We start from the raw sequence: 23965 nt of genomic DNA on the forward strand, positions 1-23965 counted from the left end.
AAAATCAAAAGAGAAAGATTAAAGAATAAAGCGGCTTAAATCTTCGTTTTCGATGACATCGCCGAGCGCTTCGCTAACATACGCCGCGTCAATGCTGACAGTTTGTCCGTCCATATCGCTGGCGTTGAAGGAAATTTTATCCATCAAACGTTCCATCACCGTATGCAACCGGCGGGCGCCGATGTTCTCGGTTTTCTCATTCACGCGGAATGCCGCCTCGGCGATTTTCTTAATGGCATCTTGGGTGAATTCAATGTTCACGCCTTCCGTCGCCATTAATGCTTTGTATTGCTCCGTTAAAGAGGCATTCGGTTCGGTCAGAATGCGCTCAAAATCACCGGCGGTGAGTGCCGACAATTCCACGCGAATCGGCAAACGCCCCTGTAATTCCGGGATCAAATCGGACGGGCGCGCCACTTGGAATGCGCCGGAGGCAATAAACAGAATATGATCGGTTTTCACCATGCCGTGCTTGGTGTTAACGGTAGAACCTTCCACCAGTGGTAGCAAGTCGCGCTGCACACCTTCACGGGACACATCCGCCCCGCTATATTCGCCTTTTTTACAGATTTTATCAATTTCATCAATAAACACGATACCGTTTTGTTCCACCGCATCAATAGCTTTTTGTTTCAGCTCTTTCGGATTCACCAATTTCGCCGCCTCGTCATCAACTAAGGTTTTTAACGCATCCTTAATTTTCATTTTGCGCTTTTTGGTTTGCCCGCTGGACAGATTCTGGAACATGGACTGCAGCTGGCTGGTCATGTCTTCCATGCCCGGAGGCGCCATAATTTCCACGCCCATCGGCACACCGGCGACATCAATCTCCACTTCTTTATCATCAAGCTCACCTTCACGTAATTTCTTACGGAAAATCTGGCGCGTATTATTTTGCGCATCGCGGTTTTCCATTTCGCCCCATTGGTTTTTCGCCGCCGGCAATAAGGCGTCTAAAATACGTTCTTCCGCCGCTTCTTCCGCTTTCACGCGATTTTTTTCAATTTCCGTCTGACGCACCAGTTTCATAGCGCTGTCGGTTAAGTCGCGGATAATGGAATCCACTTCTTTCCCCACATAGCCTACTTCGGTAAATTTGGTGGCTTCCACTTTAATGAACGGAGCATTGGCTAACTTTGCCAAGCGACGGGCGATTTCGGTTTTTCCCACCCCGGTCGGACCAATCATTAAAATATTTTTCGGTGTCACTTCATAACGCATCGGCTCCTGCAACTGCATTCTGCGCCAGCGATTTCTCAAGGCGATCGCCACCGCTCTTTTCGCTTCGCTCTGCCCGATAATATGTTGATCTAATTCAGAGACTATTTCACGCGGAGTCATTTCAGACATAGTTTATTCCTTATGATTTCTTAATTCGGTAATTCTTCAATGGTGAAATTAGTGTTGGTGAACACGCAAATCTCACCGGCAATTTTCAGTGATTTTTCCACAATTTCGCGAGCGGATAAATCGGTGTTTTCCACCAACGCACGAGCGGCGGATAAAGCGTAGTTACCGCCGGAACCGATGGCAAGAATCTGATCTTCTTCCGGTTGCACCACATCGCCGATACCGGTGATAATCAGACTTTCTTTTTCATCTGCCACAATCAGCATGGCTTCCAACTTCCGCAATGCGCGGTCGGTGCGCCAATCTTTCGCCAATTCCACCGCACTTTTCAGCAAGTGCCCTTGGTGCATTTCCAGTTTACGTTCAAATAATTCAAATAGCGTAAAGGCATCCGCCGTGCCGCCGGCAAATCCCGCCAACACTTTACCGTTATACAAACGACGCACCTTGCGCGCGTTACCCTTCATCACCGTATTGCCCAGAGAAACCTGTCCATCCCCGCCGACAACCACTTTACCGTTGCGACGTACACTTACAATCGTTGTCATCATTTGTCCTTTTTTACTAAGAAAAGATGTGGGCTATATTGTGGTGAATTCACAGAATTCAAGAGAAAAGATCACTGATTATTTCTCCGCCAATTATCCCGACAAAGTGTGACCATGATCAGAATTTTACATAGCAAACGATTGCTTAAATTGCACAATGGAATAGAACAGGTACGATAACTACCGTCAATTAACAACGCACTCAGGAGTTACCATGAAAAACCTCGTTAAATTATCCCTCATCGCCATGCTAACAGCCGCAACCCTTCCGGCAATGGCGGCAAAAAGTGAACCCTATACCCACCAAGGCACCAACGCCCGAGAAATGTTGGTAGAACAACCGATTCACTGGATTTCCGTTGACCAATTGAAAAAAGAATTGGAAGGCAAAGCACCGATGAATGTGAGCTTTGATATTGACGACACCGTATTATTCAGCAGCCCGTGTTTTTATCACGGACAACAAAAATACTCACCGGGTAAACAGGATTATTTGAAAAATCAGGATTTCTGGAACGAAGTAAACGCCGGTTGTGACCAATATTCCATTCCGAAACAAATTGCGGTGGATTTAATCAATATGCACCAAGAGCGCGGCGACCAAATTTATTTCATCACCGGTCGTACCGCCGGGGACAAAGACGGCGTGACCCCGGTGTTACAAAAAGCCTTTAGTATCAAAAACATGCATCCGGTTGAATTCATGGGCGGACGTGATCGCACCACCAAATACAACAAAACCCCGGGCATTATCGAACACAAAGTCACCATTCACTACGGCGACAGCGACGATGACATTCTTGCCGCCAAAGAAGCCGGCGTTCGTGGCATCCGCCTCATGCGCGCCGCCAACTCCACATATCAACCGATGCCAACCCTCGGTGGCTACGGCGAAGAAGTGTTAATTAACTCAAGCTACTAGTTTTTAAAAACACATAAAAAGATAGCCGCACTTTGAAGGAGCCCCCTCAAAGTGCGGTCGTTTTTTTACGATGAATTTCAGCCTCGGTTAGAAGCAGATTTCGATAGAAGCGGCAGAGTTGCGACCCGGGACGTAGAAGCGTTCAACGCCTAATCCGTCTCTATCAATGTTGTTTTCAGCAAAACGGAGAATTCCAAATGTCAACTGCTAAAACAACGCTCATAAGGTCAACCACACGAACAATAATGTACCATAGCGCTGTCCAGACGTATTACCTATTGCATAAAAGGTTAATTTCTCTAAAAAAACATAAATTTTGGGGACAAAACAAATGTACTCATTTATGGTAAATTGAAAATGAACACAGTGTTTTTTAACAAATTACTTATTGTTGTCTAAAATCCGGCTGATTAATTTCAGCCACCGTACCGCTAAATCCCGTTGTGTCACACTCGCATTAAAAATCGGATCTTCACCCAATACGCCGCAAGGCAACTCTTTCGGAATATCGCCACGCCCATAGGCTTCATAATCCTCGCGCCAATCGCCGTCAAAATAATAACGTTCTAAGGCTTCCATTTTTGGTAAAAACGCCTGCCATTTTTCAAAAAACGTTTCCGCTTCAGCAAGAAAATCATTGGATTCGCTCAAAATGGCTTCCATTTCGGTGATTTGCTCTAAACGTGCTTTCGATAACATTTAACCTCCAAAACGCCTGCAAAAATAACCGCACTTTCATCTCAAAAGTGCCCTCCTACAACTTGGACAGAGAAAATATTGGGCTCTGTACTGCACAGACTCAAATTGTTTAGTTCCCTCGGTTCCAAATACAGTTTAAGACGCTCACCACAACCACAGCCTAAATCTAAGACTTGCCCTGTAACTACGGTTTCATTCAGACTGCAGGAGTTACCGCACAGTTTTTGATAAAGCACAAAAAAACCACTTTATCATACACGTTTTGCTTTTCCGGCATATTATCCTTTGAAATCCGAGAGCCAGCCGAATTGCAATGCCACTTGCACGAAGATATTCAATAACCCGAACAGGATCACGAAATAAATCATGAAGTTGCCGCCATGCACGCGATATGTCGCGTTCGGGAATTTTTTGCGGCTGGCTTTTGCCAATAACGCGGGCACAATTGCCGCCCAAATGGTGGCTGCCAAACCAGCGTAACCGATGGCAAGCACGAAACCGAAAGGAAATTGCAAGCTCAGCAATAGAGGTGGCAGGAAGGTAACCAATGTGGTTTTGGTGCGTCCTAAACGGCTGTCATCGAATTTACATAGATCGGCGATGTAATCGAACAAGCCTAAGGTGACGCCGAGGAAGGAACTGGCGATTGCCATATAGGCGAAGAAATTCAGAATAATACCGATGTAATCCGTTTGAATGTATTTGCTCAACGCTTCCAGTAACGCCGCGACGTCACCGCCCTTGGCGATGACCGGGGCGAACTCGGCGCGCGGTAAGTTACCTTGAATGGCAAGTTGCCACAAAATGTAAACGACAAGCCCCAAACCGGTGCCGAGGAAAATGGATTTCATCACGCGGTTGCCGTCACGATCGTAATATTTCACCAGGCTCGGCACGTTGCCGTGGAAGCCGAAAGACACCAAACACACGGGAAGTGCGGTCAAAATATAAGGTAAATATTGCTGTTCGCCTTGTGCGACGGTGTTAAATAAAACGTCGATTTTCACAGAGCTTAATAATCCGGCGGTGGACAGAAAAAAGGAAATCACCATGCCGGCGATAAGCACGGTACTGAAGCGATCAACGGCTTTTGTGGAGAACCATACAAACGCTGCCAAAACAATGCAGAAAATCAGCGAACCTGCGCTGCGCCCGACTTCTACGTTTTCACCCAATTGATTGAGGAAACTTTCTGTAATGCTGCCACCTGAGGTGATATAGGCATACGTTAAAATATACAGTACGAATGCCACGGACAAACCGTTAATGACATTCCAGCCTCTACCCAACAAATCGGTGACGATAGTGTCGAAACTGGCGCCGGTGGGATAATGTAAGTTAGCTTCTAAAATCATCAAGCCTGATGTGGTCATGCAGAACCAGGTGTAAATTAAGATGACGATGGAACCGGCAAACCAAATGCCGGCGGTGGAGGTGGGATTGGCGAGCATTCCCGCACCGATCGCCGTACCGGTGATAATCATCGCGCCGCCAAGTAACGAAGGGCGTTTTGCAGTCGTCATAATGCTGTTCCTTTTATAAGAAAATTTGAACTATTATAATAGTGCAAATAGAAAAGACAATAGATTTTAATTTGTCGATTCATGTCGTGTAACTCGACAAAGGAAGCCGATTCCCGCTATAATTGGTCAGCTTTATTGACACTCAACAGAAGGAATAGCAAATGGGCTTAGAAAGAGTACCGGCAGGTAAAGCATTACCTGATGATATTTATGTTGTCATCGAAATCCCTGCAAACTCAGATCCGATTAAATACGAAGTTGACAAAGAAACCGGCACATTATTTGTGGACCGTTTCATGGCAACGGCAATGTTCTATCCTGCCAACTATGGTTATGTGAACAACACCCTTTCTTCCGACGGCGACCCGGTTGACGTTTTAGTGCCGACTCCGTATCCGTTACAACCGGGTTCGGTCATTCGTTGCCGTCCTGTAGGTGTGTTAAAGATGACCGATGAAGCCGGCGGCGATGCGAAAGTGGTTGCCGTACCGCACACCAAATTGAGCAAAGAATATGATCACATTCAAGATGTAGGCGATTTACCTGCATTGTTAAAAGCACAAATCCAGCACTTCTTCGAAAGCTATAAAGCTTTAGAAACAGGTAAATGGGTGAAAGTGGAAGGCTGGGAAGGCGTTGAAGCCGCCCGTCATGAAATCCTTGATTCATTTGAACGTGCAAAAAAATAATTGAAATCTTTTTACCACCGCCCTTTTTCAGAAGGGCGGTTTTTTACACACAATCAACCTTATTGAGGAAAATCTATGTCTAGATTAGGCAAAATGCTCGTATTAGTTTCAACTATCGGCATCTTAACCGCTTGTGCGGATTCTGCTTCCATTAACCAAGAAGCGGCTACGGGCTACGCACAAATGATCAGCCAGGCGCAAGCACACGGGCAAGTGGATAACAAATCAAAAACTGCACAGCGTGTACGCAAAATCTTTAACAAGATGGTGCCGTATGCCAATGCCGAAAACAAAACAGGACAAGCCTTTGACTGGCAAATTTCTGTCATCAAGTCCAAAGAACTTAACGCTTGGGCGATGCCCGGCGGGAAAATGGCGTTTTACACCGGTTTAGTAGATAACTTACGTTTAACCGATGATGAAATCGCCACCGTAATGGGACATGAAATGGCACATGCCTTAAAAGAACATGGTAAGAAAAAAGCCAATATCGGTCAATTCACCGATGTTGTCGCCAGTGTTGCACAAGAAGCGTTAGCCACGAAAATCGGCGCTGACAGCAGTTCAATGGTAGTGGGCTTAGCCAAAGACTGGGGCTTGGATAAACCGTATTCCCGTAGCGCGGAAACCGAAGCCGATGAAGTCGGTTTAATATTAATGGCAAAATCCGGTTACAACCCTGAAGCGGCACCGAAATTGTGGGACAAAATGCAAAAAGCCTCAACCGGCTCTCAAGGTATCTTAGACAAATTAAGTTCAACTCACCCAAGCGACAAAGATCGCCAAGAGAACTTAGTACGCTTAATGCCTGAAGCGGTTGCCTTATACAAACAAAGCAGAAAACGCTAATCCTAATTAGCAAAAAAGTGCGGTCACTTTCTTCGGCGTTTTTTAAATTCACCCAATATTCTGTAGCAGTTGCACAAAACCTGAAACTGAATTTTAACTTGCAGTAAAATAACATGCCTAGCCTGGTAATATAGGGTTAAAGGTATTTCTTTTGGTTCATTTTGGTGGATTTTCCCTAAAATTTTCCATGATTGAAAATTTGAATTAACTTTTGCGAATTAACGTTAGGCTACCAACAACTCTTGTTCGTACTTCATTCTCTCATTGGGCTATTTGAAATAGCTTTTGGAAATTTTTTTAGGGCTGAGTAGAGTTATGCCGATTAACTCGTATTAGACGCGTTAAATTGTCCTTGTGTGCCCAAAACCGATTTTAACACCAGTCCCTTTGCGCTATACTAGGCGCGCATTCTCAGGGCAGGGTGAAAGTCCCTACCGGTGGTAAGCATGAAGGAATGTTTCAATGCAAGCCCACGAGCGTTTATCGACAAAAGTGCGGTCGTTTTTGACGGCGTTTTTTCGATAAAGTCAGCAGATTTGGTGCGAATCCAAAGCCGACAGTGACAGTCTGGATGAAAGAGAATAAAAAAGCAGCACAGGTTTGTTCAAACCTGTGTTCGTCCTTTTTATCGTCCGCCCTGATTCTGGTATAAATTCATCTTATTAAAAAGGCATTTACTATGAATCAGTCATTATTATCCCCGTTCGGCACCGCTGAAGAACGTGTCAAAGCCGCCATCGACGCCTTCAAACAAGGCGACGGCGTCCTTGTGTTAGACGATGAGAATCGCGAAAACGAAGGCGATTTAATCTTCCCCGCCGAAACCATTACCGCCGCCCAAATGGCAAAACTTATCCGCTACGGCAGCGGCATCGTGTGTTTATGTATCACCGACGAATTGTGCAAACAACTGGATTTACCTCCGATGGTAAACCACAACACCAGCGTGAATAAAACTGCCTTTACCGTCACCATTGAAGCTGCCGAAGGGGTTTCCACCGGGGTGTCCGCCGCCGACCGCGTGACCACCATTAAAGCCGCCATTGCCGACGGCGCCAAACCGAGCGATTTACACCGCCCGGGACACGTTTTCCCATTACGTGCCGCCCCGAACGGTGTACTACAACGCAACGGTCACACAGAAGCGGCGGTGGATTTGGCACGTTTAGCAGGCTATAAAGAAGCGGGCGTGATCTGCGAAATCACCAACGACGACGGCACCATGGCAAGAGCGCCGGAACTGGTGGAATTCGTGAAACAACAGGGTTATGCGATTGTGACTATTGAAGACTTGATTACATACCGTCAGAAATATCACTGCTAAACGGCTTTGCTAAAAATCTAAACTAAAGTGCGGTTAAAATTCACGATGGATTTTAACCGCACTTTTTTACTTCTGTTTAAGATTAATCACTTCGCCGCAATAAACCCGACGGTTTCATACACTTTCGCCAGTGTTGCTCGCGCGCGGGCTTGAGCTTTTTTTGCGCCTTCTTTGGCGATTTGGTGCAGTAATACCTCATTGTTGCGGAAATGGTGGTAGCGTTCCTGCAGGGTGGTCAACATGGCGGAGACTTCTTCTGCCACCGCGCCTTTTAAGTGACCATACATTTTGCCTTCAAATTCCTGTTCAAGTTCTGCGATAGTTTTGCCGCTGACACCGGACAGAATATCCAGCAAATTTGACACGCCTGCTTTGTTTTTCACATCATAACGAATCACCGGCGGCTCGTCGGAGTCGGTCACTGCGCGTTTGATTTTCTTGGCGACCGCTTTCGGGTCTTCCAATAAGCCGATGACGTTGTTGCGGTTTTCGTCGGATTTGGACATTTTCTTTTCCGGTTCCAACAATGACATCACGCGCGCGCCCGCTTTCGGGATAAACACTTCCGGCACGGCAAAGTGCGGTCCGTATAAGGCGTTAAAACGTTGGGCGATGTCGCGGGTGATTTCCAAATGTTGTTTTTGGTCTTCGCCCACCGGCACTTGATTGGCTTGGTAAAGCAAAATATCCGCCGCCATTAACACCGGATAAGTGAACAAACCCACGTTGACATTTTCCGCATAACGGGTGGATTTATCTTTAAATTGGGTCATGCGGCTCATTTCGCCGAAATAGGTGTAGCAATTTAACACCCAAGCCAGTTGCGCGTGTTCCGGCACATGGGATTGAATGAAAATGGTGGATTTCGCCGGGTCGATGCCGCAGGCTAAATAGAGCGCCAACACGTCTAAGGTCGCTTTGCGTAATGCCGCCGGATCCTGGCGCACGGTGATGGCGTGCTGATCCACGATACAAAACAGGCATTCGTAATCATCCTGCATTTTTACCCACTGACGTAACGCACCGAGGTAGTTACCGATAGTCAATTCACCCGATGGCTGTACACCGCTGAACACGATAGGTTTGCTCATTTTTACATCCTTAATTTTTTTAAATCTTGTTATTGATAACTCGCGATGGCGCGCGTTTCTCAACCTCAGTTGTTCGAAACATTTTAATACATTGATATTTCAAAAATATTTTGCTTTTTTCCATTCACAGGGGAAAGAAAGTGGTTGATTAGGCAGATAAAAAAAGTGACAAGCCTAATCTTCCTCCTCATGAGCAAATAAAGCCTCAATAAATTCTTCTGCGTTGAATTCGCGTAAATCTTCAATTTTTTCGCCGACGCCAATGTAGCGGATCGGCAGGTTGAATTGGTCGGCGATGGCGAAAATCACGCCGCCTTTGGCGGTACCGTCCAGTTTGGTCAGGCTGATGCCGGTTAAGCCCACCGCTTCATTGAACAATTTGGCTTGGCTGATGGCGTTTTGACCGGTGCCTGCATCCAATGTGAGCATAATTTCGTGCGGGGCGCTTTCGTCGTATTTTTTCATGACGCGGACAATTTTTTTCAACTCGTCCATCAGGTTATTTTTATTTTGCAGACGCCCTGCGGTGTCGGCGATCAGAATGTCGATATTACGCGCCGCCGCCGATTGCATGGCATCAAAAATCACCGAGGCGGAATCGGAGCCGGTGCTTTGCGCCACCACCGGAATGTGATTGCGTTCGCCCCACACCTGCAACTGCTCCACTGCCGCCGCGCGGAAGGTATCGCCCGCCGCCAACATGACGGATTTGCCTTCCATTTGGAATTTGCGCGCCAACTTGCCGATGGTGGTGGTTTTGCCCACGCCGTTTACGCCCACCATCAAAATCACATAAGACTTTTTGCTGCCGTCGATGTGCAACGGTTGCGCCACCGGTTTCAGGATTTCGCCCATTTCCAATTTTAGCTGTTGATACAGTGAATCCGCATTTTGCAACTGTTGGCGGGTAGCGTGTTGGGTCAGATTATTGATAATTTTGGTGGTGGTCGGCACGCCGATGTCGGCGATAAGTAACTGTTCTTCCAATTCCTCGAACAAGTCGTCGTCGATTTTTTTGCCTAAGAAAAAGCTACGGAAGCCCGCACCGATATTTTGTTTGGTTTTCACCAAGCCTTTTAATAAGCGACTGAAAAAGCCGCCTTCACTTGGTTTTTCCTGCGTTTCCACCATGTCGGCAACGGCGCTGTCTTCTTCGTGAGATTCATTGGAAATTTCCACCGCACTTTCGGCTTGTGCTTCCGTTTCGTCGTCTAAAAGTGCGGTCGAATTTGCAATCGTTTCTTCAATGACCGGATTAGATTCAACACCAACGTCAACTGGCGTTTCATCTGATGGCACAGGCTGTGAAGCGTGCACCATCGATGTATCTTCCGTTAATGTATTTTCGGTCTCTGCTTCCTCCGGAAGTGCGGTGTTTTTTTCCGCTGTTTCTTGCGCTTCAGGTTGTGATTCTTGAACGTAATGACTCGTTTTTTCTTGTGATGCTTGTTCCTTCGGTTCTTCGGATTCTTCCTGTTTATTTTTACCTAATCCGAACCAAGACCAAAAACCGCCTTTTTTCTTTTCATCCGGCATAAATTGCCCACTCTCGCTTAAACTTGATAAAATGCCGGCTATTCTAACAAACAAGCCCCGATAAACTAAGCATAAATTCCGATTTATATGAAAAAACCAACAATTCCACAAGGCACGAAAGGCGAGGTGCGCATTATCGCCGGGTTATGGCGCGGGCGAAAATTGCCGGTGCTGTCTTACCAAGGGCTACGCCCCACTGGCGATCGCGTGAAAGAAACCTTGTTTAACTGGCTGATGCCTTACATTGCCGGCAGTGAATGTTTGGATTGTTTCGCGGGCAGCGGTTCCCTCGGCTTTGAAGCCCTTTCCCGCCAAGCGTCGAAAGTGACCTTTCTCGAATTGGAAAAAGCGGTGGCGCACCAGTTAACGAAAAATATTCAAACCCTGAAATGTGCCGACCGCGCGCAAGTGGTAAATCAAAACAGTTTGCAGTTTTTAAATCACCCGCAAAATCAACCGCACTTTGATGTGGTTTTTCTCGATCCGCCCTTCCATTTTGATTTGGCGGAACAAGCCATTGCGCTGTTGGCGCAACATCATTGGCTGCGTCCGCAAGCCTTGGTTTATGTGGAAACGGAAAAAGGCAAAGATCTTCAAGTACCCGCAACTTGGGCGTTATTGAAAGAAAAAGACAGCGGGCGGGTGAGCTATCGGTTGTATCAGGCGGCATAAACGGGTTTAATAGGCGACGCTGTAAACGCAACCTCTTTCACCAAGATTTTCATAACAAATTCTTAAATTTCCCCCACATAAAATAACATTTCAGCGCCAAGATGTTGTTTTTAATGCTATCAACTCATCGTACTTGTTGATCGTGATCACGATTTTTGAACTCTCTATTTGACGACTTTCATCAAATGAATACACTTAGCCATCATGCAAACGTTTGCGACCGTTTTGAATTTTTCGCTGAAACGATTCAAACGTCTAATTTTTAATAACTTAAAGGAGGTTTTGAATGACCCACATTATCGTTGCAACGCACGGTAAGTTTTCGGAAGAAATCGTCAATTCCGCCGCGATGGTGTTTGGCGAAGATGAAAACTGCCATGTTGTTACTTTCCTGCCGGGTGAAGGCGGTGAGCATTTGGTTGAAAAATATAATGCCATTATCGCCACCTTGCCGGAAAACGAGCCGGTGCTGTTTTTGGTGGATTTATTCGGCGGCAGCCCGTATAACGCGGCGGCGCGGGTAGCGACCGGACGGGAAAATACGGATATTGTGACCGGTATTAGCTTGCCGATGTTACTGGAAGTGTTGGATGCGAAAAACGGCGCAAGCCTGCCGGAATTGGTGGAAACCGCCAAGGAAGTGGGCGTGGCGGCGGTGAAATCCTTCCGTCAGCCGAAAGAAGACGCAAACCCTGCCACCCCACCGGCGCAAGCCGCCAAACCTGCCGAAGCGGAAAAACCGACCGCACTTTCCGGCAATATGAACATTTCTTTACTGCGTATCGACAGCCGTTTGATTCACGGTCAAGTGGCAACCTCTTGGGCAAAAGCGGTGAAATGCGAAGCGATTTTTGCGGTAAATGATGATGTGGCGAACGATCCGCTGCGTCGTGATTTACTGCTACAGGTTGCACCGCCACACTTGAAAGCCTATGTAATTCCGGTGGAAAAAGCCATTAAGGTGTATCACAACCCGAAATACGCGGGCAAAAATATTCTTTGGTTGGTGACCAATCCTTCCGACATCGTGCGTTTAATTGACGGCGGTGTGAAAGTGGAGAAAGTCAACGTGGGCGGTATGACGTACCGCGAGGGCAACAAATTGCTTTCCCAAGCGGTTGCCGTTAACCCGACCGACGTGGAAGCCTTCAAACAATTGTTGGATAAAGGCGTTGAACTGAGCCTGCAACAAGTGGCCGCCAATCCGAAAGTGATGTTGACCCATAAAGAACTTGATGCCGTTAAATTCTAATTAGAGGATTATTTACCATGACAACAATGGAAATTATTTTAGTCACACTGGTCGCCGCCATTTGCGGTATGGGAAGTGTGTTGGACGAACGTCAAACCCACCGTCCGTTAGTCGCCTGTACCCTGATCGGACTGGTGCTCGGTGATTTACAAACCGGTATTATCGTGGGTGGTACGTTAGAATTGGTCGCCCTCGGCTGGATGAACGTGGGCGCGGCAATGGCGCCTGATGCGGCGCTTGCCAGTGTGATCGCAGCGATTTTGGTGATCAAAGGCGGTCAGGACAAAGGCAGCGCATTAGCTATCGCCATTCCTGTGGCGGCAGCCGGTCAGGTGTTAACCATTTTCGTGCGTACGCTCACCATATTCCTGCAACACAAAGCGGACGATTACGCGACACAAGCTAACTTCCGCGGCATTGAATTCTGTCACTTCGCCGGGCTTTCCTTACAAGCCTTGCGCGTTGCCATTCCGACCTTCTTCGTTGCCTTAGTTGCCGGCACCGACACCGTTACTCACGCGTTGAACTCCATTCCGGAAGTGGTCACCCGCGGGTTACAAATCGCCGGGGGCTTCATTGTGGTGGTCGGTTACGCCATGGTGATCAACATGATGCGCGCCGGTGCGTTAATGCCGTTCTTCTTCCTTGGCTTCGTCATTGCCTCCTTCTCCGGTTACAACCTGGTGGGCTTGGGTATTTTAGGTACCTGTTTGGCAATTCTCTACATTCAATTAAATCCGCGTTTCAATCAGGTGGCATTGCTACCAAGCAGCGCAAAACGCGAATTAGCCGATGATGAACTTGAAGGACTTTAAGAAGGAACAGATCATGACTGAACAAAATAAACTCGCTTTAACGAAAAAAGATATTCGTAGCACTTACTGGCGCTCAACCTTCTTATTGGGTTCCTTTAACTTTGAACGGATGCAGGCGATGGGCTTCTGTGTTTCCATGATTCCTGCGATCAAACGCCTGTACAGCAAAAAAGAAGATCAAGCGGCGGCGTTAAAACGCCACTTAGAATTCTTCAACACCCAACCTTGGGTTGCCTCTTCCATCATCGGGGTTACCGCCGCCATGGAACAAGAACGCGCCAATGGGGCAAAAGACATTGACGATGCGGCAATCAGCGGGGTGAAAGTAGGTCTTATGGGTCCGCTCGCTGGTGTGGGCGATCCGATTTTCTGGGGGACATTACGTCCTGTGCTTGCCGCCCTCGGCGCAGGGTTGGCGATTACCGGCAGCCGGTTAGGACCGCTATTGTTCTTCATCGGCATTAATCTGTGTCGTGCGTTAACCCGTTGGTACGGCTTCAAATACGGTTACGAAAAAGGAACGGAAATCGTGAACGATATGGGCGGCGGTCGCTTACAAAAACTGACGCAGGGGGCGTCGATCCTAGGTCTCTTTGTCATGGGCTCGTTGGTGTCGAAATGGACCAGCATTAACATTCCGCTGGAACTGTCACGCTATAGAAACCAAATGGGCGATGAAGTGGTCACTACCGTACAAAGCGTATTAAACGACTTGCTCCCGGGCTTGGCGGCATTGTTGCTCACTTTCTTGTGTATGTATTTGCTACGCAAAAAAATCAACGCCATGTATATCATCTTCGCGCTGTTTGGCGTGGGTATCATCGGCTACCATTTCGGTGTGTTAGCGTAATTCAACATAAGCATTACAATGGCAATAATGATGGCGCGCGTCTCCCGACCACAAGTGTTCGAAAGACGCGCACTATCTATAAACAACCCTACCAATCAATGGATTCCGAATGAAACTCAAAGACCTCATCAAAGCGCCGCCCGCCGAGGGCTACATCAAAAATTCATCGAATTTAGTGACCGCACTTTTTATTCTGGCGGGCGTGCTTTACTACCCCACCAACGGCTACGGCGCGGTGATTGCCCTTGCGGTGGCGCTTATCGTCCTCATCGGCCAGAAAATGCTTATCGGGCAAGCCAATAAAGATTTCGCCGAAATGCAATTTGCCGAAAAACAATTTCCGCAAACGAAGAATTTGGATTATGTGCGTTTCATTCACGCCCGCGCCACACAAATTTTAAAAGATAACAAAGTGTTATCGGAAAAAGGCAAAAAGGAACTCCATCGTCTGCTCAAGTTTGCTGACACTACCTTGGCGGAAAATGCCGAACAGACCACACCGCAATACAAAGCCGTATTCAGCGACATCGACGGTACGCTACTCAACAACCAACACCAAATCACCCTGAAAACGGAAGATGCTATCAAAAACATGCTCAAACGGGGCATTCCGTTTATTCCCGTTTCCGCACGCTCGCCTTACGCCATTACGCCTTATACGGAACAGCTTGGCGCACAACACGGCATGATTTGTTACAGCGGCGCGTTAATTTTAGATAAAAATCTGACCGCACTTTATAGCGTGATTCTCGAACCGCAGGATCTGCAAAAACTGAACGAACTGCTGGCGGATTTCGCCCACCTTTCCATCAGTTACTACGCCGGGTTGGATTGGTTCTGTAATGATGTCAACAATGATTGGATTAAACAGGAAAGCGCCATCACCGGCTTAACCGCGGCAGCGATGCCGGACAACCTTACGGAAGTGCATAAACTCTTAATCATGGGCGACGCCGACGAAATCCAAGCGGTGGAACCCGTGCTGAAACAGGCACTGCCAAATTTAAGTATTCACCGTTCCAAAAACGAATATTTGGAAATCATGAACGCCGCCGCTACCAAAGCCAAAGCAATTCAATTTATGGAACAGTATCTCGGCATCACGGCGGATCAGGTCATAGCGTTCGGCGATAATTTCAACGATTTGGATATGTTGCAATACGCCGGTTTAAGCGTCGCCATGGGCAACGCCCCCGACGCCGTCAAACAAGCAGCAAAAGAAGTCACCGCCAATAATAACGAAGGCGGCATTGCTTTGGTACTCAATCGGGTGTTTGGTAAGTAAAAATTTAACGTGAGAAATGACCGCACTTTTCGTTCCGATGATAAAACTTGAAGCAAAAACTGTGACGGAGATCACGTATCTTAGACATGCGTAAATTGCGTTTGCCTGTTTCATTTCGTAAAATGATTCACCCATTTACTTCATTCAGTGTGAGAATTTTCACATCACGCCGGTTCTGGGATATTTTAACCACGATGAAGTTAGATGCTTTAACCTACCAATAAAATTCGTTCCCATTTTTTTATGGGAAACAATAGAATAGGCAGAATTTTAATCTACTTTGAGGTTCTTATGGAAATTTTAATTAGCATTATCGGTATTTTTGTGCTGTTAGGGATTGCTGTTTTATTCTCTAATAACCGTAAGGCGATAAATTTGCGTACTGTTTTCGGTGCACTGGCAATCCAAATTGCTATTGGTGCTTTCGTGCTTTATGTGGATAAAGGACGTGAAGCGTTAAAAGCTGCTTCCGATTTTATCGGGAAAATCATTGGATTCGGGAATGAGGGGATTAGTTTTGTGTTCGGTGGTCTGACCGATCCGAGCCAAAGTTTTGGCTTTATCTTCGCCGTGAAAGTGCTACCTGTCATTATCTTCTTCTCCGCATTAATTTCACTCCTTTACTATATCGGCATCATGCAATGGATTATTAAGCTTATCGGTGGTGGATTACAAAAATTATTAGGTACCTCAAAAGCTGAGTCCATGTCTGCCGCAGCAAATATTTTCGTCGGTCAAACAGAAGCACCATTAATCGTCAAGCCATTCATTGGTCGCATGACGCAATCCGAATTATTCACAGTTATGGTCGGCGGTGTGGCGTCTATTGCAGGTTCCGTTATGGCAGGCTATGCAGGTATGGGCGTGCCGCTGACTTACTTGATCGCAGCATCCTTCATGGCAGCACCGGGTGGTTTATTGTTTGCCAAAATCATGTTTCCACAAACGGAAAAAAGCGACGACGCATTAAAAGAAGATGCAAATGTGGAAAAACCGTCCAACGCCATTGAGGCCTTGGCAAACGGTGCACGTGATGGCATGCATTTAGCAATGAATGTGGGCGCAATGCTGATTGCTTTCGTTTCTGTTATCGCCTTAATTAACTGGATTTTAAGCAGTTTTGGTGGATTCTTTGGCGAACCGGATTTAACCTTACAAGTGATTTTAGGATGGATCTTTAAACCTCTGGCCTATTTAATCGGGATTCCTTGGAATGAATCAGCTGTAGCAGGTCAAATGATCGGTCTGAAATTAGCGGTCAATGAATTCGTCGGCTACCTGGAATTCACTAAATATTTGCAACCTGATGCGGCAATAGTATTAAGCGATAAAACCAAAGCGATTATCACCTTCGCCCTTTGTGGTTTCGCCAACTTCAGCTCCATCGCGATTTTAATCGGTGGCTTGGGCGGAATGGCACCAAATCGCCGTAGTGATGTTGCCCGCTTAGGTTTAAAAGCAGTGGTTGCCGGTTCATTATCCAACTTAATGAGCGCAACCATTGCCGGTTTATTTATTGGTTTAAGTGGTGCCGTGCTATAAAGTGCAGTATGATTTAACGACGTTTTTTGACGACACCACGACGCGTTCGTGGTGTTGTCGTTTATAGGTAGCGAAAACGTTTGCTTAGAATTTTGTTCAACGTAATGTAATAAAAGGAAAACACTATGACTCCACATATTAACGCACCTGCCGGTGCATTTGCCGATGCCGTATTAATGCCGGGCGACCCGCTCCGTGCAAAATATATCGCTGAAACCTTTTTAGACGATGTGAAAGAAGTGACTAATGTACGCAATATGTTGGGATTCACAGGCACTTATAAAGGCCGTCGCATTTCCGTCATGGCGCACGGTATGGGAATTCCGTCTTGCTCCATTTATGCGAAAGAGCTGATCACTGAGTACGGCGTAAAAAAACTCATCCGTGTGGGTTCCTGTGGTGCCGTACGTATGGATGTTAAAGTGCGTGACGTGGTTATCGGCGTCGGCGCCTGTACCGATTCCAAAGTGAATCGTATCCGTTTTAAAGACAATGACTTCGCTGCTATCGCCGATTTCGGTTTAACTCAGGCGGCTGTGCAAGCGGTAAAAACGTTGGGCGTAAAAGCACGTGTCGGCAATTTATTCTCCGCCGATTTATTCTATACCCCGGATGTGGCAATGTTCGACGTGATGGAAAAATACGGTATTCTCGGCGTGGAAATGGAAGCGGCGGGTATTTATGGCGTAGCGGCAGAATACGGCGCCCGTGCATTAACTATCTGCACCGTTTCCGACCATATTCGTACACACGAACAAACCAGTGCGGAAGAACGTCAATTAACCTTTAATGAAATGATTAAAATCGCATTAGAAGCCATATTAATTGACGACAAAGAAGCATAATTTTATTTAATTATTTTTTGAACGTGAAAGTGCGGTCAAAAATTTCGATGTTTCGTAGCAAAGACTTAATTTTTGTATTTGCTACGATTTTATTTATGAAAATGTTAATTATTGGTAATAAAAATGTTATATTTTCTACCATTTTTTTATCATTTATATAAATTGTGACTGAACTAATTTATAAAGTTATTGTCTTCCTGACTAATCAGTAGAATTTTTAAACAATATTCTACAATTTATAATAAATCCATGGAATAAACTAAAAAATGAAGCGACCGTCTTATCTATTTAAGATGGTATTTATGAGTGGAATTTCGCTCTCAACAATACCATTTGCACACGCCAATCAATCTCCAATTGATCTTGAACGGGAAAAAATTATTATCTTTTCCAGACAGGGAGATAGCGAATTAAAACAAGCTATTCCCCAATTAGAAAAACTCTTTGAACGCACTAAAGATCTCAAAGTCCGTGATGACTTAATCGCCCTTTATTTGCGTAATAATCAATCTATACACGCCTTAAAGGTATGCGAATCCTGCACACCAACGCAATTTTCCGAAAGTGAGTTGGAAAATCTGGGAAAAGCTGCCCGTAATGAAAAACAATTCCAACGTTCTTTTGAACTGTATTCACAGTTAGCAAAAAAATATCCGCAAAATCCCAATGGGTTATTAGGCAAAGTCTTAGTGGCAACCGAATTAAAAAATTATACGGTGGCAAAAGACGCTCTCATTAACTACAAAAAACGTTTTGGTGAAAATACAGCTTATTGGGATGCCAACAGTTATTTATTGGATTTTACCCAATCCGATATGGCAAAATTGGGTCGTTGGCAACGTGAATTGTCAAGAAATCCGAAAAATACTCATCTTGCCGGTAATCTTTATCGGCTTGCCTCAAAATACAACATTCATCCGTTGCAGAAAAAATTACAATCGGAATATCCGGATTTGTTTAGTGAAAAAGATTTGCTTTGGTACGAGCATGATAAAATCATCGCATCAGCAAAAAATGCCAAAAATAATCGAAAGCATTTAAAAAATTCATTCGCAGGATTGACCGCACTTTTACGGAAAATTGATCCGGCACATCCGCTTTATCAACAAACATTAATGGATCGATTTATATTAGGTGTGCAATTACATGAATTTGATGCCGTTCGTGATGATTATGCCACTTTAAAAGCGTTACCGACCCCGTCGGCTTATTTACGTGAAGCTTTTGCTGATTATGAACTGGCACATGCGTCACCACATAAAGCCTTGGCAACATATCAATCTCTTGCACAGTCCGCTTTAGATAAGAAAGCACCGGTAAGTGATGAGCTTTTGTTAAAAATGTTTTCTGCCGCCAGTGACGCAGGTGAATTCGCTTTGGCACAGCACTATTTAGAACAGATTAACAGCTCACCTTATGTAAATGATTACACTCATACATCACGCGTTCCGAATCCGTCATATGATGAGCGTTATTTCGGTTTGGCACGCTTGGCATTATGGCGTGGCAATGCAGGTTTAGCGCAGAAAATGATTGATGAACGTGCATTGGATAAAACCCCTGGGGATGGTTGGGTACTATTGCAAAAAGCCGAGTTGGAACGTAATCGTTATAATTTTGATGAGGCTAAAGAATGGGCGCATAAAGCGGGCGTTTTCTTTATTGAATCCGACCAAAAATATGTTCGTCATGCTTTAATTGAAATCGCATTACGTCAAAATGATTTACCGACGGCGAAACGTTTGATTCAGGAAATGAGCCCTGAAGAAATGGATTCAGTCAAACCCTTGATGGAGCGTTATGAATTGGCGCATAAAGGGCGTATTGTAGGAAGTGTTAATCTACAGCACCGCACTTCTGCACCGACAAAACAACATAATGAATCCACTCAAGATTACGCGATTTACACACCAAAAACCGCAGAGGGGCACGATCTTTATGTGAGTTATACGGAAAGCCGCGTACCGGTGGATGGCAATTCACTCAATGCACAATTTATTGGTGCGGGTACCGAACTGAATTTCTATCCGCTTAATGTGCGTATAGAAGCCGGTAAAGGCATTAAACTCAGCAAACGCGGTTATGTGACATCCGATTTAAGTTATGAGTTAAATCAGCGTTGGGCATTTAATTTGCGCGGACATATTAACGGCACCGATGTTCCGTCAAGAGCAGCTGCGCAAAATGTTTATACCAAAGGTGGCGGCGCGTCTGTAGTTTACACTTATTCTGATCTGTTCCAATTAGGCGGTGGTGTTTATTTTTCCCGCTTTAGTGACAGTAATTTAAGACATGATGCTAATTTATGGCTGAATACAAAAACCTTTAAGCATGATCGCTGGGCGCTAACCAACAATTTCCGTGTGGATTATACGCGAAATAAAACCGTTCAATCCGCGGATTATTACAACCCGATAAAAGCAGTCAGTTACGAAGTGGGCGGTGATTTGAGTTATTACCAGCCGTTTGATTATGCGCTGATTCTGACCCATCACTTGAAAGGCAACTTTGGTGCTTATAAACAGCAGGCACAACAGCGTAGTAAAACCTGGTCAGTGAGTTACGGGCATGAATGGCGTATTGGTAAACAATATGGCTTTTTATATGAAATCGGACGTAAAAAGAATATTTATGACGGTAATCCCGAATTTAATAACTTTGGTAACCTCTCTTTCTCACTTTATTATTAGTACTCGGTAGCTATTATGAAAATTTTACAAAAATTATTACAAATTATTGTCGTTTCATTTGTGTTTATCACCGGTGTAGCATCTGCTCAGGATAGATACGGCGTGCTGGCGTATCACTCAGTAGTGGATGATACGGCCGCAAAAGAAGAAAAACAGTATTTCCCGCAAACCATTTCCGCCAATTTGTTAATTAGCCATTTTAACTGGTTAAAAGATAACGGTTATAACGTGGTGAGCTGGCAGCAGATTATTGATGCGGAAAACGGCAAAAGTACTTTGCCGGAAAAAGCGGTGGTGCTTTCTTTTGATGATGGCTATGCCACCATGTATAACGTGATTTATCCGATTCTAAAGGCCTATAATTATCCCGCTGTGTTTGCCCCGGTAAGCAGTTGGTTGGATACGCCGGTAAACCAATTAATTCCTTATGCCAACATCAAACTTCCACGTAACGTTTTTGTTACTTGGGAGCAGGTGCGTGAAATGGAACAAAGTGGCTTGGTGGAAATCGCCTCCCACACGGATAATTTACACCATGGTGTGCGTGCCAATCCGGCGGGCAGCCAACTTCCGGCGGTGGTAGCACCGGAATATAAAAATAATCGATACGAGAGCAAAACGGAGTATAAAAATCGTTTAGTTCAGGATTTTTCCCGCTCATCAAAAAGCATTCAACGTCAAATCGGTAAGAAACCGCGTATTATGGTATGGCCTTACGGGCAATTTAATGACGTTGCCATAGACGCGGCAAAGCAATCGGGAATGACGCATCACTTTGCTTTAGGGCAGAAAATTATTAATAAAATTGGTGATAGATACGTCGGTCGTTTATTAATTGACACGGAAACCGGTTTCTCCACCATTAAAAATTTCCTTGATGGTGTGGATGATGAAAGTAAATTGATGCGCATAGTCCATATTGATCTCGACTCTCTTTATGACGCCGATAAAAAACAACAGGCAAAGAATTTTGATAAATTAATTGAGCGTATGTATCGTTATGGTATTACTACGGTTTATCTGAAAGCGTTTTCCGATCCGGACGGCGATGGCGTTGCCGATGCGTTGTATTTCCCGAATCGTTATTTACCGGTGCGGGACGATATTTTCAGTCAAATTGCCTGGCAGCTCAGAACCCGTGCCAACGTGAAGGTATATGCGTGGATGCCGGTTTTGGCGTTTGACTTGCGCAATCATGTTAAAGAGGCAACCTATGTGGTAGATCACCGCACAAACCAACCGGCAAAAGATAAATACTTACGCCTTTCGCCGTATGACCGAAAGAATGTGGAGATGATTAAGTCTATTTATAATGATTTATCATTCTATGCAAAATTTGACGGAATTTTATTCCATGATGATGCGTTTTTAACGGATTTTGAAGGCGTAGAAAGCCATAGTGAAGGTGATGGCGTGACTGCCGCTGCAAAACAAAAAACGTTAGATTTAATTGGTGTGACTGATGAGCTGACGAACGCGCTGAAACCTTATTTCCTAAGTAGTACGCCCGCCCTAAAAACCGTGCGTAGCTTGCATGCGTCGGTGATTACCAATCCGAAAGCGGAAGAATGGTTTGCACAAAATCTGACTACCTTAACTAAACACTATGATACTACGGCAATTATGGCGATGCCTTACATGGAACATCATCAGACAATTTCCGCCAAACAAGCGGAAAAATGGTTTGCTGCCCTGATTCAGCGGGTCAAAGCACAGGCACCGTTAAATAAAGTGTTATTTGAATTCCAGTCGGTGAATTTGAAAACCAAACAGCCAATTCCTGAAACAGAATTGATTAGCTGGATTGAATTGTTGCAACGCAACGGTATCTATAGTTACGGCTACTATCCGGATAATTTTGTTGCCGATCAGCCGAATATGCAAAAAATGAGACGTTATATGTCTCTGAATACTCAAGCAGGTAAACCATAGGGATTGGTATGAGTGTATTCGAAATATTAAGTATTTTCGTCTTTGTCTATCCTGCCGGTATGGCGATTTACTGGTTCATGGCAGGTGCCTGTTACTATTTATTTAAGGAAGGCAAGCTAAACGAGCCGATTTCCCGTTATTTACCGGGTGAGCAGGTGCCTATGATTAGCCTCATGGTGCCTTGTTATAACGAGGGCAATAATCTTGATGAATCCATACCGCACTTGCTTCAGCTGAGATACCCGAATTACGAACTCATTTTTATTAATGACGGCAGTAAGGATAACACTGCTGAAGTCATTGATCGCTGGGCGGCGAAAGAACCTCGAATCACTGCATTGCACCAAGAAAATCAAGGCAAAGCCAGTGCATTGAATCATGGTTTAACGGTTGCCAAGGGAAAATACGTTGCCTGTATCGACGGTGATGCGGTATTGGATTACTACGCGCTGGACTACATGGTTCAAGCCTTAGAGCAAGATCCGAAATATGCTGCTACCACAGGTAATCCGCGTGTACGTAACCGTAGTACTATTTTGGGGCGTTTACAGGTATCCGAGTTCAGCTCCATCATCGGTCTAATTAAGCGGGCACAAGGTCTAATGGGCACAATCTTTACCGTTTCCGGCGTGTGTTGTTTATTCCGTAAAGATGTCATGGAAGAAATCGGTGGATGGAGTACTAACATGATCACCGAAGACATTGATATTAGCTGGAAAATTCAAATTGCCGGTTACAACATCATGTACGAACCACGCGCACTCTGCTGGGTGCTTATGCCGGAAAGCATAAAAGGGCTTTATAAACAGCGTTTGCGTTGGGCACAAGGCGGTGCGGAAACTATCATGAAGTATTTTTCGAAAATATGGCATTGGCGGAATCGTCGCTTGTGGCCAATGTATATTGAGTATTTTGCTACCGTTATTTGGGCATTTCTTTGGGTGTTACTTGCTGTTATTGCCTTAATTCAAAAATATATATTTGACATCAGTATTGAAAATATGGGGCTGTTTGAAACTAACATTTCCATTATGTTCTTCGCTTTCTTTTTACAATGTCTGTTAAGTTTGTATATTGATTCACGATATGAACGCAACTTACTACGTTATGGTTTATCTTGTATTTGGTATCCTTATGTCTATTGGCTATTAAATACCGTGACGTTATTGGTTGGTATTCCTAAGGCGATTTTCCGAAACAAATCAAAATTTGCCGTATGGACCAGCCCGGATAGAGGAGTATAACGATGTCGTCGTCAGATGAACTGCAAAAACTCATGGTGATTGATAAAAGTGATCGTTTATCTTTCAAAATGTTAGTGAAAAACTTTATTTTGGATCTCCTCACTTGGGGATTATGGATTTACAGTATTGCGTTTATCATCAAATACGCCAAAGGGATCTTTACTCAGCCCGTGCTGGAACAATTTTTCTTTCACGACGTGATTGTAATCATGTTTAGTGCGGCGATTATCCTTGTTATCATTACATTCTTTTGGTCGATTATTTCAGCAGGAAGAAGGAGAAAAAAGAGAAAATAAGAAAAGATTTC

The 23965-nt window shown here is 45.0% G+C and carries 21 protein-coding genes and 1 riboswitch; of the genes, 15 read left to right on the forward strand and 6 right to left on the reverse strand.

Annotated features, from left to right (window positions below; all coding sequences use genetic code 11):
* Positions 1 to 18 precede the first annotated feature (18 nt).
* Together hslU and hslV are read right to left on the reverse strand one after the other, a co-directional pair.
* A complete protein-coding gene (gene hslU, locus LIN98_RS01560; RefSeq protein WP_005589872.1) occupies positions 19 to 1350 on the reverse strand; it encodes an ATP-dependent protease ATPase subunit HslU in 1332 nt (443 codons plus the stop codon).
* Between the two features lie 20 nt (positions 1351 to 1370).
* On the reverse strand, positions 1371 to 1898 hold the full coding sequence (gene hslV / locus LIN98_RS01565; RefSeq protein ID WP_005554522.1) for an ATP-dependent protease subunit HslV: 528 nt from the start codon (positions 1896 to 1898) through the stop codon (positions 1371 to 1373).
* A gap of 214 nt (positions 1899 to 2112) precedes the next feature.
* On the opposite strand from hslV, the gene aphA reads away from it, so the two are divergent.
* Positions 2113 to 2820 (forward strand): acid phosphatase AphA, encoded by a 708-nt coding sequence (aphA, locus tag LIN98_RS01570; RefSeq protein WP_005567041.1) that lies wholly within the window; start codon positions 2113 to 2115, stop codon positions 2818 to 2820.
* 381 nt (positions 2821 to 3201) lie between these two features.
* Here aphA and LIN98_RS01575 read toward each other — a convergent pair whose 3' ends face one another.
* The gene (locus tag LIN98_RS01575) at positions 3202 to 3519 is read right to left on the reverse strand and encodes a DUF4298 domain-containing protein (protein ID WP_005567042.1); all 318 of its coding nucleotides are present in this window, start codon (positions 3517 to 3519) and stop codon (positions 3202 to 3204) included.
* A 278-nt stretch (positions 3520 to 3797) separates the two neighbouring features.
* Positions 3798 to 5042: a tryptophan permease gene (mtr, locus tag LIN98_RS01580; RefSeq protein ID WP_005567043.1), complete on the reverse strand. Its 1245-nt coding sequence runs from the start codon at positions 5040 to 5042 to the stop codon at positions 3798 to 3800.
* Positions 5043 to 5203: 161 nt separating this feature from the next.
* Between mtr and ppa the strand changes: the two genes are divergently transcribed.
* From ppa to ribB, 3 genes are all read left to right on the forward strand, one after another.
* Positions 5204 to 5731 carry an inorganic diphosphatase gene (gene ppa / locus LIN98_RS01585; protein WP_005548178.1) on the forward strand — a complete coding sequence of 176 codons (528 nt, stop codon included), beginning with the start codon at positions 5204 to 5206 and terminating at the stop codon, positions 5729 to 5731.
* Positions 5732 to 5806: 75 nt separating this feature from the next.
* A complete protein-coding gene (locus LIN98_RS01590; protein ID WP_005548176.1) occupies positions 5807 to 6580 on the forward strand; it encodes a M48 family metallopeptidase in 774 nt (257 codons plus the stop codon).
* 403 nt (positions 6581 to 6983) lie between these two features.
* A riboswitch (FMN riboswitch) is annotated at positions 6984 to 7167 on the forward strand.
* A gap of 92 nt (positions 7168 to 7259) precedes the next feature.
* On the forward strand, positions 7260 to 7904 hold the full coding sequence (gene ribB, locus LIN98_RS01595; protein ID WP_005548174.1) for a 3,4-dihydroxy-2-butanone-4-phosphate synthase: 645 nt from the start codon (positions 7260 to 7262) through the stop codon (positions 7902 to 7904).
* A gap of 86 nt (positions 7905 to 7990) precedes the next feature.
* Here ribB and trpS read toward each other — a convergent pair whose 3' ends face one another.
* Together trpS and ftsY are read right to left on the reverse strand one after the other, a co-directional pair.
* A complete protein-coding gene (gene trpS / locus LIN98_RS01600; protein ID WP_005567048.1) occupies positions 7991 to 8995 on the reverse strand; it encodes a tryptophan--tRNA ligase in 1005 nt (334 codons plus the stop codon).
* A 174-nt stretch (positions 8996 to 9169) separates the two neighbouring features.
* Positions 9170 to 10531 (reverse strand): signal recognition particle-docking protein FtsY, encoded by a 1362-nt coding sequence (gene ftsY / locus LIN98_RS01605; protein ID WP_014167486.1) that lies wholly within the window; start codon positions 10529 to 10531, stop codon positions 9170 to 9172.
* Between the two features lie 87 nt (positions 10532 to 10618).
* Between ftsY and rsmD the strand changes: the two genes are divergently transcribed.
* The 11 genes from rsmD (at position 10619) to LIN98_RS01660 (ending at position 23954) form a co-directional block, all read left to right on the forward strand.
* Positions 10619 to 11203, forward strand: a complete 585-nt coding sequence (gene rsmD, locus LIN98_RS01610; protein ID WP_005548167.1) for a 16S rRNA (guanine(966)-N(2))-methyltransferase RsmD — start codon at positions 10619 to 10621, stop codon at positions 11201 to 11203.
* 286 nt (positions 11204 to 11489) lie between these two features.
* Positions 11490 to 12455: a mannose/fructose/sorbose PTS transporter subunit IIB gene (locus LIN98_RS01615; protein WP_005548165.1), complete on the forward strand. Its 966-nt coding sequence runs from the start codon at positions 11490 to 11492 to the stop codon at positions 12453 to 12455.
* Positions 12456 to 12472: 17 nt separating this feature from the next.
* Positions 12473 to 13270, forward strand: coding sequence for a PTS mannose/fructose/sorbose transporter subunit IIC (locus LIN98_RS01620; RefSeq protein WP_005567049.1), 798 nt, complete (start codon positions 12473 to 12475; stop codon positions 13268 to 13270).
* A 13-nt stretch (positions 13271 to 13283) separates the two neighbouring features.
* On the forward strand, positions 13284 to 14120 hold the full coding sequence (manZ, locus tag LIN98_RS01625; protein WP_005548161.1) for a PTS mannose transporter subunit IID: 837 nt from the start codon (positions 13284 to 13286) through the stop codon (positions 14118 to 14120).
* 109 nt (positions 14121 to 14229) lie between these two features.
* A complete protein-coding gene (locus tag LIN98_RS01630) occupies positions 14230 to 15405 on the forward strand; it encodes a Cof-type HAD-IIB family hydrolase (RefSeq protein ID WP_014167487.1) in 1176 nt (391 codons plus the stop codon).
* Between the two features lie 291 nt (positions 15406 to 15696).
* Positions 15697 to 16947 carry a NupC/NupG family nucleoside CNT transporter gene (locus LIN98_RS01635; protein WP_014167488.1) on the forward strand — a complete coding sequence of 417 codons (1251 nt, stop codon included), beginning with the start codon at positions 15697 to 15699 and terminating at the stop codon, positions 16945 to 16947.
* Positions 16948 to 17072: 125 nt separating this feature from the next.
* A complete protein-coding gene (gene deoD / locus LIN98_RS01640) occupies positions 17073 to 17792 on the forward strand; it encodes a purine-nucleoside phosphorylase (RefSeq protein ID WP_005548156.1) in 720 nt (239 codons plus the stop codon).
* A gap of 302 nt (positions 17793 to 18094) precedes the next feature.
* On the forward strand, positions 18095 to 20482 hold the full coding sequence (gene pgaA, locus LIN98_RS01645; protein ID WP_249856139.1) for a poly-beta-1,6 N-acetyl-D-glucosamine export porin PgaA: 2388 nt from the start codon (positions 18095 to 18097) through the stop codon (positions 20480 to 20482).
* 15 nt (positions 20483 to 20497) lie between these two features.
* Positions 20498 to 22414: a poly-beta-1,6-N-acetyl-D-glucosamine N-deacetylase PgaB gene (pgaB, locus tag LIN98_RS01650; protein ID WP_005548149.1), complete on the forward strand. Its 1917-nt coding sequence runs from the start codon at positions 20498 to 20500 to the stop codon at positions 22412 to 22414.
* Between the two features lie 8 nt (positions 22415 to 22422).
* On the forward strand, positions 22423 to 23658 hold the full coding sequence (gene pgaC / locus LIN98_RS01655; RefSeq protein WP_005548147.1) for a poly-beta-1,6-N-acetyl-D-glucosamine synthase: 1236 nt from the start codon (positions 22423 to 22425) through the stop codon (positions 23656 to 23658).
* Between the two features lie 2 nt (positions 23659 to 23660).
* Positions 23661 to 23954: a hypothetical protein gene (locus tag LIN98_RS01660; RefSeq protein ID WP_005541810.1), complete on the forward strand. Its 294-nt coding sequence runs from the start codon at positions 23661 to 23663 to the stop codon at positions 23952 to 23954.
* Positions 23955 to 23965: the final 11 nt, after the last annotated feature.

Source organism: Aggregatibacter actinomycetemcomitans (assembly GCF_023518055.1).
Lineage (GTDB): Bacteria > Pseudomonadota > Gammaproteobacteria > Enterobacterales > Pasteurellaceae > Aggregatibacter > Aggregatibacter actinomycetemcomitans.

What these genes read in the sequence shown, in the direction of transcription:
- pgaB (WP_005548149.1), top strand. Translation starts at nt 20,498, where the DNA reads ATGAAAATTTTACAAAAATTATTACAAATTATTGTCGTTTCATTTGTG.
- LIN98_RS01620 (WP_005567049.1), top strand. Translation starts at nt 12,473, where the DNA reads ATGACAACAATGGAAATTATTTTAGTCACACTGGTCGCCGCCATTTGC.
- rsmD (WP_005548167.1), top strand. Translation starts at nt 10,619, where the DNA reads ATGAAAAAACCAACAATTCCACAAGGCACGAAAGGCGAGGTGCGCATT.
- LIN98_RS01635 (WP_014167488.1), top strand. Translation starts at nt 15,697, where the DNA reads ATGGAAATTTTAATTAGCATTATCGGTATTTTTGTGCTGTTAGGGATT.
- pgaC (WP_005548147.1), top strand. Translation starts at nt 22,423, where the DNA reads ATGAGTGTATTCGAAATATTAAGTATTTTCGTCTTTGTCTATCCTGCC.
- trpS (WP_005567048.1), bottom strand. Translation starts at nt 8,995, where the DNA reads ATGAGCAAACCTATCGTGTTCAGCGGTGTACAGCCATCGGGTGAATTG.
- LIN98_RS01590 (WP_005548176.1), top strand. Translation starts at nt 5,807, where the DNA reads ATGTCTAGATTAGGCAAAATGCTCGTATTAGTTTCAACTATCGGCATC.
- mtr (WP_005567043.1), bottom strand. Translation starts at nt 5,042, where the DNA reads ATGACGACTGCAAAACGCCCTTCGTTACTTGGCGGCGCGATGATTATC.
- hslU (WP_005589872.1), bottom strand. Translation starts at nt 1,350, where the DNA reads ATGTCTGAAATGACTCCGCGTGAAATAGTCTCTGAATTAGATCAACAT.
- hslV (WP_005554522.1), bottom strand. Translation starts at nt 1,898, where the DNA reads ATGACAACGATTGTAAGTGTACGTCGCAACGGTAAAGTGGTTGTCGGC.
- manZ (WP_005548161.1), top strand. Translation starts at nt 13,284, where the DNA reads ATGACTGAACAAAATAAACTCGCTTTAACGAAAAAAGATATTCGTAGC.
- LIN98_RS01575 (WP_005567042.1), bottom strand. Translation starts at nt 3,519, where the DNA reads ATGTTATCGAAAGCACGTTTAGAGCAAATCACCGAAATGGAAGCCATT.
- ribB (WP_005548174.1), top strand. Translation starts at nt 7,260, where the DNA reads ATGAATCAGTCATTATTATCCCCGTTCGGCACCGCTGAAGAACGTGTC.
- LIN98_RS01630 (WP_014167487.1), top strand. Translation starts at nt 14,230, where the DNA reads ATGAAACTCAAAGACCTCATCAAAGCGCCGCCCGCCGAGGGCTACATC.
- LIN98_RS01615 (WP_005548165.1), top strand. Translation starts at nt 11,490, where the DNA reads ATGACCCACATTATCGTTGCAACGCACGGTAAGTTTTCGGAAGAAATC.
- aphA (WP_005567041.1), top strand. Translation starts at nt 2,113, where the DNA reads ATGAAAAACCTCGTTAAATTATCCCTCATCGCCATGCTAACAGCCGCA.
- deoD (WP_005548156.1), top strand. Translation starts at nt 17,073, where the DNA reads ATGACTCCACATATTAACGCACCTGCCGGTGCATTTGCCGATGCCGTA.
- pgaA (WP_249856139.1), top strand. Translation starts at nt 18,095, where the DNA reads ATGAGTGGAATTTCGCTCTCAACAATACCATTTGCACACGCCAATCAA.
- LIN98_RS01660 (WP_005541810.1), top strand. Translation starts at nt 23,661, where the DNA reads ATGTCGTCGTCAGATGAACTGCAAAAACTCATGGTGATTGATAAAAGT.
- ftsY (WP_014167486.1), bottom strand. Translation starts at nt 10,531, where the DNA reads ATGCCGGATGAAAAGAAAAAAGGCGGTTTTTGGTCTTGGTTCGGATTA.
- ppa (WP_005548178.1), top strand. Translation starts at nt 5,204, where the DNA reads ATGGGCTTAGAAAGAGTACCGGCAGGTAAAGCATTACCTGATGATATT.